The organism is Mesorhizobium sp. LjNodule214 (assembly GCF_964252735.1).
Lineage (GTDB): Bacteria > Pseudomonadota > Alphaproteobacteria > Rhizobiales > Rhizobiaceae > Mesorhizobium.
This window is the reverse complement of sequence record NZ_CAXUPE020000004.1, coordinates 214,670-228,266: the sequence shown is the minus strand read 5'-3', so window position 1 is coordinate 228,266 and position 13,597 is coordinate 214,670. Positions and strand designations below refer to the sequence as shown.

The following is a 13,597-nucleotide window of genomic DNA, read 5'->3' as shown; positions in this document are numbered from 1 at the left end:
CCAAAATTGTTCATCCGAGGTCACCGTTGGCCAATGGCCAGGCACGATCCTCGCCGGCCGCCTCCTCTTTTCGGGGGTGCTCCTGCAAGAGTTGGCATGCCGACACCCGCCATTCGCGCCCCTCTTAGGTCACCCGCATTTTCATCCGGTCACCCTACCATCACGGTTGGGGCTTGAGCGCCGCCACAGCATCGGTCTGACAGAGAACTGCCGTCCACGGCTTTTCGGCCAGCAACTGAGTTTCTTGAGGGACCGCGATCAGCGGCGATGATGCCCGCTGTCTTCATCTTATCGTCTCATCTTATCGTCTCACCGGGAGCGGCACGACATTCTCGTGGCTTGGCAGATCGAAAACCATAGCCAATTGGCGTGTCATGGCCATTTCGACGGCCAACTCTTCAATGGACTGATCGGGTAAACCGGTCTTGACCCTGGCGAACCAGCCCGGCGAGCTTATGCACTTGAACCGGAACCATGTGAGGATGCTCATCGAGCAACTTACTGATCTCGATCACCACGTCAGCATCGATGTTCTTTGGCAATTCGCGCATAGGCGGGCCCTCGATAAACATGATGATGCGAGCAGTCTGAAAGTGATCGTGCGCACGTGCCTGCCCCGACCGTGCCTGCCGACACTACACCGCCATCGCCCTACACCAAGAGAATGCGTCAGTCAGTCCGGCGAGTCCAGAAATGTCGGCTCGAGCCGGCATCCCCTCCCCTACCCGATATATTCTCGCGAGCGAGCGCCCAGACCACGTCCCCGATGATCTGAACTCCGCGCGGCCATTTGCGCGCCCAGCGGCCATGCCCCGGCCTCGACTGAGATCTACGCGGCCGCGTGCGGCCGCTTGCAATCCCTGCCCGACAAGCATGATTTTACTGCCGTAAAAAATCGCCTTTGTTACAGAGAAAACATGTGTTTAGCTCATAGAGCGGGACAATATGGGCTTCCACACATGAGCATTGGCTTCATGACATCAGCTGCAGCCGGCAGTAAAAGCCCCTCGGCCCCGTTAACCTTCTGTTAACCTAAAACTTCTTGCCGCGGTTGACCGAATCGGAGCTTAATGGCGCTTGTTGAGTGGATTACTTACAAAAAGCGCCAATTCAGGTTTCGACAAGAAATGAACATTGCCATGCGGCTGCCACGCTTCGAGTTCGATAACACGATCATCGAGCAGGGCGAAGAGATATCGCGGCGACTGAATCAGCTTCGTATGGAGAAGTTCCCGCCCAACGCGACCAAGACCCTTCGGTCTTTTTCGATGGCGGAGGTAGCCCACTATCTGGGAGTATCGCAGAACAATCTGAAGCGCCTCCATCTGGAACGCAAGGGCCCCCTGCCCGAGCAGATACCGTCGGGGCGCCGATCCTATACCGCCGAGCAGATGCTTGAGCTGCGCCATTTCCTGGACCGACACGGCAGGACCGAGGTCAAGAAATACGTCCCGCACCGCAAGGCTGGCGACAAGCTCCAGGTTGTTGCTGTCGTGAACTTCAAGGGCGGCAGCGGGAAGACAACCACCGCCGCCCACCTCGCCCAGCATCTAGCCCTGACGGGCCATCGCGTCCTTGCCATCGATCTCGACCCGCAAGCCTCGCTGTCCGCCCTGCATGGCTTCCAGCCGGAACTTGATCGGAACCTCTCTTTGTACGAGGCGATCCGTTATGACGACGAGCGCAAGCCGATCTCCGACGTGATCGTACCGACGAATTTTCCCGGTCTGGATATCATTCCAGCCAGTCTTGAGCTGCAGGAGTATGAGTACGACACGCCGCTCGCCATGCAGGACAGAACGTCCAACGTAGGTCGCCAGTTCTTTACTAGGCTTGCAAGGGCGTTGTCGGAGGTGGACGACCGCTATGACGTCGTGATTGTCGATTGCCCTCCGCAACTCGGCTATCTGACTTTGACGGCGATGTCGGCGGCGACATCTGTCCTCATCACGGTTCATCCTCAGATGCTCGACCTGATGTCGATGAGCCAGTTCCTGCTGATGCTCGGCGGCATCTTGAAGACCATCAAGGCAGCCGGTGCAGCAATCGAGCTGGATTGGTTTCGCTACCTGATCACGCGCTACGAACCGACAGACATCCCGCAGGCGCAGATGGTTGGCTTCATGCAGTCGATGCTGGCTGGCCAGATTCTCGAAAATCCGATGCTCAAGTCGACGGCCATTTCGGATGCGGGGCTGACGAAACAGACACTCTACGAGGTCGAGAAGTCGTCCTTTACCCGCTCTACCTACGACCGCGCACTGGAATCACTGGATGCGGTGAATTCCGAGATCGCCACGCTCATCCATCGCGCATGGGGCCGGTCATGACGGCGGGTTTTACGGCAGTAAATAATAGGAATTTTGGTCGTGAAATCAGTCGACTAACCGAGAATCGGAGCGATTGAATGGCACGCAAGGACATATTTGGCAGCGTTATGGGCCCCGCGGCGTCGGTTGCGAACGTCAAGGACGTCTCAGCCTACGCCGTTCGCGGCGCGTCCCGCTCGATCATGCAGTCATTCGAGGAACTCTCGAAGAGTTCGGTCGTCGATCTTGATCCGGCATTGGTCGACACGTCATTCGTTTCCGACCGCATAGACGATGACGATCAGGCTTTCCAGGAATTGCTGGCAGCTATTCGTGAGAGAGGGCAGGATTCGCCGGTTCTGGTCAGGCCTCACCCCGAGGTTTCGGGCCGCTTCCAAACCGTCTTTGGCCACAGGCGTGTCAGGGTCGCGCGCCAGTTGGACCGACCGGTCCGCGCTGTCGTCAAGAAGATGGACGATGAGGACCATGTTATCGCCCAAGGGCAGGAAAATGCTGCCAGAGCCAATTTGTCCTTCATCGAAAGGACGCTTTTTGCCGACCGAATTCTTAAGCGGGGCCATTCCCCGGATACGGTGAAGTCGGCCCTTGCGCTCGATGACACGACGTTCTCGAAGATGCGTTCGGTTACAAGCAACATTCCCGAGCGGGTCATTTTGGCGATAGGCGCTGCCAAGAGCATTGGTCGGGACCGCTGGTGGCAGCTTGCCAAACTCATGGAGCCTCCCGGGGCTGGGGTGAGGGCGGCAGAGTATGTGGCAGGCGCCGATTTCGCCCAGCCAGGCAGCGATGCCCGGTTTGCCCGTCTCTTCGACTTCATGAGTGTGCCAGCGAAACGCCCGCATGCGTCTACGAAGTCCACGGAAACGGCTTGGACACCCGATGATAGGTCGGTTCGAGCCAAGATCACCGACACCGGAAAGGTGTTTACGCTCGCCTTGAAATCCAAGGAAGCATCACCCTTCGGCGCATTCATCGCCGGCAAGCTCGACGAGCTTTTCGAGGCTTTTCGGGAGTCGGAAATGGCGAAGAAAACAGGAGACTAAAACCGCAAAAGAAAAAGGCCCCCGAACGTCGCCGTCGCGGAAGCCCTTCTCGGTCTGTAGCAAGCTGAGAATCGCACTTCCCCGAATCACTGTCAAGAGTCGTGGCGCCGTTTCGGCGAGCTGATTTCTTTTGCCTGATTGAAAGGTGAGGGAAATGGAGAGTGGATACGCGACGACGCCCTTTGGGCGGCGGCCGATGACGCTTGCCTTGGTGCAAGCGAATGCGGCATCACGAGAGATTCCGGACGGGGCTCTTGTCGAAAAATGGCAGGTCTATCGTTGGTTGTGCGAAGGCAAGACTGTCGTAGGTGTGGGAGACCGCGCTCTGGCCGTGCTGAGCGGGCTCTTGTCTTTCTATCCGGACGACCAAATCAGTGAGGAAAACGGCCTGATGGTCTTTCCTTCGAATGCGCAGCTGTCGCTTCGCACGCACGGCATGCCCAGTTCCACATTGCGGCGACACTTGGCCGAGCTGGTGAGTTGCGGCCTTGTCGTCCGTCGGGACAGTCCAAACGGCAAAAGGTTCGCCCGGAAGGGAAAGGGTGGTGCGATTGAGGAAGCGTTCGGGTTCTCGCTGGCGCCGCTGCTGGCACGGGCCGCTGAGTTTCAGCATGCTGCCGAGCAGGTGCGCGCCGACAGCCTGGCGCTCAAGTTAATGAGGGAGCGGATTACGCTCCATCGTCGCGACATCCACAAACTTGTCGAGGCGGCGATCGAGGAGGGCGTTCCTGGCGACTGGGGAGCCGTCTGGAGACGGTTTAGAGCCGTTGTAGATGCAATCCCCCGGCGGGCAGCGCTGTCCGAACTGGAGGCAATTGTTGCCGACTTGACCAGACTTCGTGACGAAGTGGATATCATGCTGGAAAACTTCATGAATTCTACGAATCCTAGCGCCAATGAGTCCCAAAATGAGCGGCAGCAATCGGATTCAAACACAGACTCCATTCTTGTATTTGAACCAGCTTCCGACCAAAGCAGGGCGGCGGTCGAGCCAAGGCAGCGAACCGATGAGAAGCTGAAAAGCTATCCAATAGGGCTGGTGCTGAAAGCGTGCCCCGAAATTTCAGACTACGCCGTGCACGGGATCGGAAACTGGCGCGATTTGATGATTACCGCGGCCCAGGTGAGAGGCTACCTTGGTATTTCGCCCTCAGCATACGAGGAGGCTTGCCATGAGATGGGCCAGGAGGTCGCCGCCATTGTGGTTGCCTGCATCTTGCAACGGGCGCAGCATATCAACTCGGCCGGCGGTTATCTGCGGGTTTTGACCGAAAAGGCGAGGGCGGGGCAGTTTTCCGTGGGACCGATGCTGATGGCGGCGCTAAAGGCGAATGGCGTGACGGCGAGGATGGCCGGATGAGAGATGCGAGGCCCCGCTTGACGAGCGCGCTGGGCAGTATTTAGAGGCGCCGACGATGATAGATACGCACAGAGCGTCCCGCCCAGCGGCCGACAAATCCGACGATCCGGCTACGGGTTTTTCTACCGGAAGAGGGGAGGGGCCTGGCGCTACTCTCCTAGGTCGAATCTTTAGCCCGCGTAGATTTTCGGGATGAATTAATTAGCGATCCTTGGTCTTTGGATTCGCTTCCAAGATTTCGCCAATGCAAGATTATCATTCGTTATTGATGCACGACAAGCACAGCGCTTTTCGTCCATATCTGTTGCTAAAAGCGCCGCCATGATTCATCGTGATCTCGATGATTCTGCGTCCCAGACCTTCTGCACGTCACCACGCCACGCCTGCCGGAACCCCTCCGACTGTGCCAATGGCAGCGGTGCCGGCCTGGCTGCGCCGGGCCATCTCGGATGCGCACAGTCATGCGGGAAACGAGTTCGAGGACGTCTCGCTCGCCGCGGGCGCTGCCATCGGCGCGCTCGATGCTGTCGTCCGCCGTCAGGAGCGATGGGCCGGCGCCTGGCGGCAGCGCCTGGCGCTTTCGGCTGCCGTGGCAACCGCGAAGCAGGCTGGCCGCGTCGAGGATGAAAGCGCGCTGCGCGACGCCGTGTTGCTCACCCGGCCCGGCGACAATGTCGGCCCCGCCGGCCGTTTTCTCCTCGCCTGGCGTCGGCTGGCATCTCGGCCAGCGGAGGATCTACTGACGGAGAAAAATCTCGCGGCGGTGTTGGAGGAGTTTGGCTACGCGCCGGATGATGAGGCGGTCAGCGATCTGGCGGATGACCTTCGACAGCTTTCCGCAGGCATCGGAATGGTCGGCATGTTGACCGGTGCGTTCACGGCCGCCGAACGCCGTGGCTTCGCACGCGCCGTTGGAGCTTGGCTCGCCGACGCCCTGCGGGCGCAGCGGCTGGGTTGGGCATACGCCATGCCGCTGCTGGGCGCCGAGGCAGCCTTGGGGACAGGCGCCCGCACGCCTCGACTGGCAGCCAGCTCCGTGGCGACAGGCATTGAGACAGATCCTGATGAGCGTGCGAAAGGCCTGCTGGCCGCGCAGGCGCGCGCCGCGCTGCGCGCCATTGATTTATCCGTCGAGCTCGAGCGCCGCGCGGACCGGCTGCTTGCGGTTGCGCCGAAGCTCAGGGCCAAGGCAGCGCAGGCCGTTGTCGAAAGACTCCTGTCCGACGATGCGATCGTGGCGTCGGAAAACATCGCAGGCATGAGTGACCGCGGTCTGCGCCGCCTGTTCGACCGATTGGTTGAACTCGGCGCCGTGCGCGAACTGTCCGGCCGGCCAACCTTCCGCTTCTACGGGATCTGAAAGCGATGGCGGAAGCAGCGCCCAGACGAGGGAAGGGGCGGCCAGATGACGGTCGATCAGCTGACCAGCTGTTTGACCGGGAGCTGGATCACCTGCCGCCGGAGGCCCGCTGGCGCGAATGGATGCATCGCGTCGAGGCAACGATTTTTGCGGCCAGCGAGCCGGTCAACCGCGAAACGCTCGCCCGCATCGTCGGAAAAAGCTGCAGCATTGATCTCCTCATCGACGACATCCGCGAAGAACTGCGCGGCCGTCCCTACGACCTCGTCGCCGTCGCCGGTGGATGGAAGCACCTGACCCGGCCCGCCTATGCCGATGCCATCCGCAGTGCATTTGGCACGGCCGTCGGCGGCAACGGGCGTGACGTCGAACTCACGCAGTCGGAGGTGCTGGTGCTGATGTGTGTCGCCTACTTCCAGCCGATCACTCGCGCCGAGTTGTCGTCATTCTTTGGCAAGGAGATCAGTCGCGATTTTATTGGTCATCTGCGCGGTGCTGGGCTGATCGCTTCCGGCCCGCGTAGCCCGACGCCCGGTGCGCCCTACACCTATGTCACGACCAAAGAATTCCTGCTGGAGTTCGGGCTTGATACGCTGCGCGATCTGCCGGACTTCGAGGCGCTCGAGGATGCAGGCCTGCTGAGCAAGGAAAGGCTTCTGGCTGGCGACATTCCAATTGCGATAGGCGGGGTGCTCGAGGAGGACGATGAAATCGAAGGCTGTGATCTCGATGTCCGTTCCGAGGTGCCTGAATGAGGATCCTTCCAACCTACCCTTAGGCGGCATTCGGCCCACGGGGACGAATGGTTTGCCCAGGTTAATGCCCTCCGCAAATCCCGTTCGGCGGAGTCAGTCAAGCGGCGACGGGGGGAAAGGTCGGCACCTGGGCTGCGACGCTGGATGAACTGGCACGCGAGCTCGACGTCGTCATCGTGGCGTCCGGGGGCAATCGCGCTCCCGCAGCGGCAACAGGATTATCCTACTGCATTGCTCTCAAATCTGAGGCCTTCACCCAGCAGCCAATCCATGTAGGCGTCGCCTTCCTCTAGATCGACGTCTTCCGCCTTTGCATGCTCGTAACCCATGAAGCAGCGTGCCTTCTCAAAAGAACATGGAACCGCTTTCATCAGCCATTTGGCACGAGCCAACTTTGCAAGGGCATCGCGTGCGTGCCGGTGATACTCGTCCACGGCTGCAACAAGATCGCGGTTGTTCCGCGCCGTCTCGATTGCCCACTCATAGTCAACATCGTGCATCTGGTTAGGGGCAATTGCGACGATAGCAGCCTCTACCTCTCCGAGCGTCAAGCTCGACTCCTCAAGCGTGCCATCACGACGCTGGACCTCAGAAATGATATGCCGGCAGTCTTGGCAGATGAGCACAGTGACATGGGAGCCGATTACCATTCCACCCGTCATGTCGCCACCGCGCCAGTAGAGGTTGCTGATATCCTCCTCCGCGATCCAATCCCGGATGATGTGGATGCGCGCCGTCCATTTTCCCTTGTTCGACTTCCTGCATATCTCCCGCTTGGAGCGCTTACAGCACCCGCACGTCCAATCCTCGCTTACAGCATTCCAATGCTTTTGTTCGCCGTTCTGGCTCCCTACATCGGCGAACTCAGCATCGCTGGGCGGCTTGCCGGCAGGCTTCACCTTCCGTTTCGCTGATTTGCCAACGGCGTCCCGCGCAACCGATCGGGCAAGTACTTTCATGCCGATGCTGCCACGGTCTAGGTGCGGCAACGCGTCTGTAACCTGCGCCCATACCAGCGCCCGGTCATCGATCCAGAAATCGGCCCGCACCCCAATCGCCACTTCGCGACGGTTCTTCCCCTTGGCGAACCGCCTTGCCATCCGCTCAGCAAAATCGAGGCGATCCGCGATGTCTGGCTTCACCCGCTCCCACGTCGTGCGTGCGGCCTCAAAATCGACTGTATGGACACCGTTGTCGGTGGCGCGAATAAACCCGGTGATTTCTTTCGGTGAGAAAGTGAAGTCCCAATCCACGGCGCTGTCGAGTGTCGCCTTAGCACTTCCCTCTGCCAGATTGCAGTCGATACAGATGAGCGTTCGTTCGAAGCGTTCCACGAACTGGAGCATGCCGTACTTGGCATGCGACACTTGGATGTTGAACTCGCGATCCTCCGACTTCTGGTTGATTTCCTCGAATAGCTTCCCGGCCTTATCGCCTAGGTGGTCGTGGTGCAATTCAAGTTGACATAGCAGGACGCCGGATGTCGTGAGTCTCGCAATCTGCGGCTTGGCCCTCTGGCAGCATGGGCATGTCCAGCCCTGCCAGGTGCCAGCCCATGCCCGATTGAGATTGAGCTTATCGGTGTTGAACCGGCGCATAAGCGCTTTGGTCTGCGCGCTCCATCGGCCGTCTCGCATTCGCGCAAGCTGTTCCAACTCGTCGTCGGTCATGCTTTCGATGTCTGGGATGGTGATCGTTATGGAGCTGCCGTGCACGACGATTTCGAACCATAGTTAGCGATGTAGAATTCTATTTTCCTCGTATAGAACAATTGAAGAACGTCGCCAATCTGAACACCTTGGCTCGGATCATGGCGTTCGGGCGATGACTGCCGTAAGATTCCACCGGTGTGGGCGGAGGGGAACATGGCAATTGATACTCTTGAGAAGGTGCCGCTGCTCTATCACTTCACCGATCGGAGGAACCTGCCGGTGATTAAAGAAATGGGAGGACTCTATCCACTCGCGCAGCTTGACCAGAAGAAGGTCAAGGTTCCGGCACCGGGCGGCAATGAATGGAGTCGGGACGCCGACGCGTTGAAGGGAATGGGCAACTACGTCCACCTTTGCTTTCGTAGCACCCATCCGATGGAGTACGTTGCCCGGCAGGATGGGAGGATCACGGACACGATCTTTCTGCAAATACACCCCTCGGTGATGCAGTTCACGGGTGTTCGTTTCACCAACGATGTCGCGAACAAAGCTGGCGTCGAATCGGTTCCTATCGGAGAGGCTGAACCGCTAATCGATTTTGAGATACTTTACACCCGAACGGACTGGAAGGACCCGGCGATTAAGGCGCGTCTCACGCAGGCGGAGAAATACGAGGTGTTGGTTCCCCATGTCATCCCACTCGGCTTAATAAGGAACATTTAGAATGGCTGAGAGACCCGTCTTTATCCCCGCGACTGAGGACGAAGGTTACGTCAGGCGATTGGATTTCGAAATTCCGTGGGCCGGTGGCTTCGCTGAAGTTCAGAAGAAGAAGAATATCCGGTCGCTGCATGAGGCCGCCAAGAAAGCCGGATATGCGCCGCTGCTAGAAGTGTCTAGCAAGTCTGATGAAGTCGCCGGTCGGCATCTTAGCGCGTTTCACCTGCGCGTGATGACCAGCATCGGCGAGATACCGCTGGAGAACGCCTTTCAGGGAAGTAAGGTATTCGAGCGCGGCGGGCCGTACACCGATCTGTACGAGGTTGAACCGCGCGATGCGAAGCGCGAGCCACGACTCCGCGATTCCGGCGCATTGGTGGGCTTCAAATTCGACGGCTTCGAGTTCCCGCTAGAACCCACGACCGTGTTCTACGATTGGCTTTATCTCAATGCCATCTTTCCTCACCGTGTATGGCTAAAAAATCGAGTGGATGGCGAAATGCAGTATGCCGGTTTCACTGACATAGAGTTCAACCCTAGCAAGTCGGTCAATTGTCAGGCGAAAACGTGCGCTCTGTTCGTAGTGCTCATGAGGGAGAACAAGCTGGAGCGCTACCTGAAAACGCCGGAGGTTTTCATTGCCGCGATGGCTGCTCATTCGCTTCGGCCGACCGAGCATCAACCTCATTTGAAGCAGGCCAGACTTAGGGTCGGCTAGGAGGCGGTATGCGCAATTTCTTCCGCAAGAGCAGCAAGGTCACTGCCGAGACCGCACGCCGGGTAACCGGTATCAGTACACCTGTCTTCGGCGTGTCTTGGTCGGACCCCGGCCCCTCAGAGACAGAAATCGTACGCCGCTTCCTCGTGTTTCTCGAAGATCGACGCGTCCTCTACAATCCCTTCGATATGGAGACCGAGGCAGAGGTGGGTCATTCGATCCACCAGATACGCGAGGAAGGCACCAAGACTCTTCAAGCGCTTTCCGCCGACGCGTTCGCCGTCGTGCCTCTTCGCGCGATCCGTGAAGCCGGGCGACGGTTCCATGATGAGCAGCACGAGGATTATCGCCACTTCGATTATCAGTGGCGCGGAAGCCATGCCCGTCCGGGCTTCTTTGTGGCGTTGGGAGCGTTCCGGGCAACCGTAGGGCACCAAGTGGCGGCGCTGGCAGGTTGCTACGGGATCGATGTCGAAGGCCCTCTGGCGTCCATCATGCCGACCCTTGGGGAGGCATCACAGTTGGCCGACGAGTAGCAAGGGCCTACGGCATCGGACCTTCCATCGGCCGTGTCGGCGTTCAGCCCCGTTTCGATTGGTCCGTAATGATTTTTAAGAGGTAATCAGCGTCTACGACGTGGATGTGTTGTGCGCCAGCGCGCACCACGATTCCGTCCAGTACGATTTCCAAATTCTCCAATTCGCCAGTCAGCGAAAACACCGCTCCGCCGCTGTAGCCGTCGACAACCGGCCGCTCGCGGACATTAAGGTAGCGCCGGTAAAATTCGACATTTGTCAGGTAGCTCTTGTCTAGATCGCAGTCAGAGATCGCTCGCTTGATGTGAATGGAGCCAGGTTGTTCGGGGACGAAACCTTCTAGGTACTCATCCATCACGCCTTCGATTGTCGGGTAGCCGACCAAGAAGGACTTGACCCGGTTGGCCCTAGAGAATGGCGCAAGAGGATAGAAAAACGGCTGGTCAGAATGCTGAGTTTTCCAAGTGTCCGCCGTGACGTTGCCCCCAAGTTTTATCCAATCCTGAGTTCGCTCCGGCGATCAATGTTGCCCTGTTGGGCGGTTTGAGCGACGGGCGCAGGCGCGGAGCTGATCATAGTGCGCAGCGCTGTGTCCCGTCGCGGGGTGAAGGTGTGGGCGAACTCGAAGGGGGTCTGCCATCCGAGCCGCGAATGTGGGCGATTGAAGTTGTAATCTGTCCGCCAACTGGCCAAGACCGCGCGAGCCTGTGCCAATGAGGTGAACAGCATCTCGTTCAGCAGTTCGTCACGGAGGCGACCGTTGAAGCTCTCGATGAAGCCGTTCTGCATTGGCTTGCCCGGCGCGATATAATGCCAGTCCACGCGGCTTGCATCGGCCCAGGCAAGGATCGCATTGCTGGTCAGTTCGCTGCCATTGTCACTGACCACCATCTTCGGCTTGCCGCGTTCGATCATGAGCCGATCGAGTTCGCGGGCAACCCTCACGCCGGACAGAGACGTATCCGCGACCAACCCCAGGCACTCGCGCGTGCAGTCGTCGACGACGGTCAATATCCGGAAGCGACGGCCATCGGTCAGCTGATCCGACACGAAGTCCAGTGACCAACGGTCGTTGGGTGCAACGGGGACCATCATCGGTGCCCGCGTTCCAATGGCTCGCTTGCGGCCGCCACGGCGCCGAACGGCAAGCTTCTCCTCGCGATAGAGCCGGAACAGACGCTTGTGATTGACCACATAACCTTCCCGCCGCAGCAGCACGTGCAGGCGGCGATAGCCAAAGCGCCGGCGCTCATGCGCGATCGCCTTCATCCGCTCCCGCAGGTCACCATCGTCGCCACGGCTCGCCTTGTGGCGAACCGTCATCCGGCAGCAGCCGATGGTCTTGCACGCCCGCCGCTCGCTCATCTCGAATGCCGTTCGAAGATGCGCGACAAGCTCTCGCTCGGCAGCGGGCGTCACCATTTTTTTCCGAGAAGATCTTTCAAAGCGGCATTGTCGAGCATGGCGTCCGCCAGGAGCCGCTTCAGACGAGCGTTCTCATCCTCTAGCGGGCCGGTGTCTTCCAAACTCACGATGCCCCTGCGATGTGCCATGCAATTCCGCGCGCTCTTCAAGGACACAAACATCGGTGAAAACCCTCCGTCTAGCCCAAGCGTCTTTGTAAGCGCCGCAAGCTGAGCCTCCACTCCGCCGCGATCGAATTTTCGTATCGCCTTGTCGTGATACCCCTTAAGCACCGTGCCCCGTTCAAGGATGTACGCGATCGAAAACACCGCCACGAGGAACACTGAGAAGGTCTCAACCAAATCTCGAAATCCGTTTGTGACCGTCCAACTTTCGAATTCGCGAACGAACGCTTGGCTAGTTTCGACGGTCGCTTCCTGCGGCATGATAATGAACTGCGCCTTGTCATCTTGACGTGCGAGACAGGAGGGTCGATGCGCGCGGCTACAACGTATCTGCGAGCCGGTTGGCCACCACACGGTCCAGAAGTTCGGCAAAGCGGTTATTATCCTGAGCCATCTTCCAGAAATTCACGAACCGGCAGACGAGCTGAACATTGCCGATCGAATAGTGGCCGTAGCTGTCAATCCGGTCCGGAGAAACGAGCATATCGCTATCGCAATCGTCCTGCCCATGCAGATGCATCGTAAGGCCGGTGATAGCGCATTTCCCCTTCTGCTCCTCGTAGAGGTTGGCAAGATGAGCCTTCATCTCGGCCTCGGAACAATGGAGTTCCTTGTTCTTCAAGGTTTTGAAGACCTTCTGACCATTCGAATTCGCAACCGCGCCCGTGATCGAGAGCATGAGGTTTGCGAGAGTGAGCTCATGCAGCGACACGCTCGATCCGAGGGCCTTCCCGTTGTGCACGCCGAGGCGTTCTTCCCACTTTGGGCGCGAATGCCACGGAGTGAGGTCACCTCCGTCGATGAGGGACTGTACATAGGCCTTCATATCCGCATTGGCGACGCTGAACATCGCTGCCATTGAGGAGATATAGTCCTTCGCCACGGGATGGATCGTCTTCCATGACAACGGCTTCATTTTCTTGTCATGGCGGGACCACTTGGTGACAGGCTTCGCGAGCATAACACTGTCGGGAGCGGAGTGATCAAAAACCGGATCGGCACTCGTCGTCTGGGCCCAATAGAGACTATCGCTGTCCTTGTCTCTGTGGAGCCAGAGATCGCCTTCACTGCGCGTCAGGTCGTTACCTCGATTGAACCAGAGCGTCGCCCGACCTTTGACGTCGGCCTCTGAGTCGTCTTTGGCGGCGTCAGCTTTCGTAACCTCCAGATAGCTATCATAGTCTTCTGCGCGCCACGGATCAAAATAGGTCTTGCCAAATTCGAGGGCTACGAGGCTCTCGCTGAGGCACCGAGACCAAAGGCTGTTTTCGTTCCCCGTCATGATGACATAGATTTTGCCTGCCAAATCGCTCCCCCAATGTACCCAGTCCTCATGCCTTTTACCGACGGCGTACTGAGGCTCGGTTAAGCCGACCAATCAATCCAGACATCTCATGCTAATGTATCTGTTGCTCTTCAAGTCCGCCGTCGTGGGGATCTGCGACAGAACTCAGCCAATCAGTGAGATCACGGCAGCCGGTATTGAGCCTTTGCATTCGTCAGAAAAAACCGAGAGGAGGCGGCAGATCGTCGA

Annotated in this window: 12 protein-coding genes; 8 read left to right on the top strand and 4 right to left on the bottom strand. The window is 58.6% G+C overall.

Going from position 1 to position 13,597, the window contains the following annotated elements:
- The first annotated feature begins 1,127 nt into the window (after positions 1-1,127).
- From repA to scpB, 5 genes are all read left to right on the top strand, one after another.
- Positions 1,128-2,330, top strand: a complete 1,203-nt coding sequence (gene repA, locus ACSQ3Z_RS32765; protein WP_214393836.1) for a plasmid partitioning protein RepA — start codon at positions 1,128-1,130, stop codon at positions 2,328-2,330.
- Between the two features lie 77 nt (positions 2,331-2,407).
- Positions 2,408-3,373: a plasmid partitioning protein RepB gene (repB, locus tag ACSQ3Z_RS32760; RefSeq protein WP_436175331.1), complete on the top strand. Its 966-nt coding sequence runs from the start codon at positions 2,408-2,410 to the stop codon at positions 3,371-3,373.
- 154 nt (positions 3,374-3,527) lie between these two features.
- Entirely contained in the window at positions 3,528-4,733 is a 1,206-nt protein-coding gene (repC, locus tag ACSQ3Z_RS32755; RefSeq protein ID WP_436175330.1) for a plasmid replication protein RepC, read from the top strand.
- Positions 4,734-5,142: 409 nt separating this feature from the next.
- The gene (locus ACSQ3Z_RS32750; protein ID WP_436175329.1) at positions 5,143-6,093 is read left to right on the top strand and encodes a DUF1403 family protein; all 951 of its coding nucleotides are present in this window, start codon (positions 5,143-5,145) and stop codon (positions 6,091-6,093) included.
- Between the two features lie 5 nt (positions 6,094-6,098).
- Positions 6,099-6,848 carry an SMC-Scp complex subunit ScpB gene (scpB, locus tag ACSQ3Z_RS32745; protein ID WP_436175328.1) on the top strand — a complete coding sequence of 250 codons (750 nt, stop codon included), beginning with the start codon at positions 6,099-6,101 and terminating at the stop codon, positions 6,846-6,848.
- Between the two features lie 218 nt (positions 6,849-7,066).
- Here the strand turns inward: scpB and ACSQ3Z_RS32740 are convergent, their stop codons facing one another.
- Positions 7,067-8,518 (bottom strand): hypothetical protein, encoded by a 1,452-nt coding sequence (locus ACSQ3Z_RS32740; RefSeq protein WP_436175327.1) that lies wholly within the window; start codon positions 8,516-8,518, stop codon positions 7,067-7,069.
- Between the two features lie 195 nt (positions 8,519-8,713).
- Between ACSQ3Z_RS32740 and ACSQ3Z_RS32735 the strand changes: the two genes are divergently transcribed.
- From ACSQ3Z_RS32735 to ACSQ3Z_RS32725, 3 genes are read left to right on the top strand one after another with little or no spacing between them, the layout of a single operon-like run.
- Positions 8,714-9,223 (top strand): DarT ssDNA thymidine ADP-ribosyltransferase family protein, encoded by a 510-nt coding sequence (locus ACSQ3Z_RS32735; protein WP_024927403.1) that lies wholly within the window; start codon positions 8,714-8,716, stop codon positions 9,221-9,223.
- A 1-nt stretch (position 9,224) separates the two neighbouring features.
- Positions 9,225-9,938: a DarT1-associated NADAR antitoxin family protein gene (locus ACSQ3Z_RS32730; protein WP_258598831.1), complete on the top strand. Its 714-nt coding sequence runs from the start codon at positions 9,225-9,227 to the stop codon at positions 9,936-9,938.
- 8 nt (positions 9,939-9,946) lie between these two features.
- Positions 9,947-10,474, top strand: coding sequence for a DUF6650 family protein (locus ACSQ3Z_RS32725; RefSeq protein ID WP_258598829.1), 528 nt, complete (start codon positions 9,947-9,949; stop codon positions 10,472-10,474).
- A gap of 43 nt (positions 10,475-10,517) precedes the next feature.
- On the opposite strand, the gene ACSQ3Z_RS32720 is transcribed toward ACSQ3Z_RS32725, so the two are convergent.
- From ACSQ3Z_RS32720 to ACSQ3Z_RS32710, 3 genes are all read right to left on the bottom strand, one after another.
- Positions 10,518-10,859, bottom strand: coding sequence for a hypothetical protein (locus ACSQ3Z_RS32720; protein ID WP_436175326.1), 342 nt, complete (start codon positions 10,857-10,859; stop codon positions 10,518-10,520).
- A gap of 107 nt (positions 10,860-10,966) precedes the next feature.
- Positions 10,967-12,144, bottom strand: a protein-coding gene (locus ACSQ3Z_RS32715; RefSeq protein WP_436175445.1) for an IS3 family transposase whose coding sequence is annotated in 2 segments (ribosomal slippage) — positions 10,967-11,898 and positions 11,898-12,144 — 1,179 coding nt in all. Because the reading frame shifts where the segments join, the coding sequence is not laid out codon by codon here.
- A gap of 238 nt (positions 12,145-12,382) precedes the next feature.
- Complete coding sequence (locus tag ACSQ3Z_RS32710; RefSeq protein WP_436175325.1) at positions 12,383-13,369, bottom strand: hypothetical protein; 987 nt, start codon at positions 13,367-13,369, stop codon at positions 12,383-12,385.
- Positions 13,370-13,597: the final 228 nt, after the last annotated feature.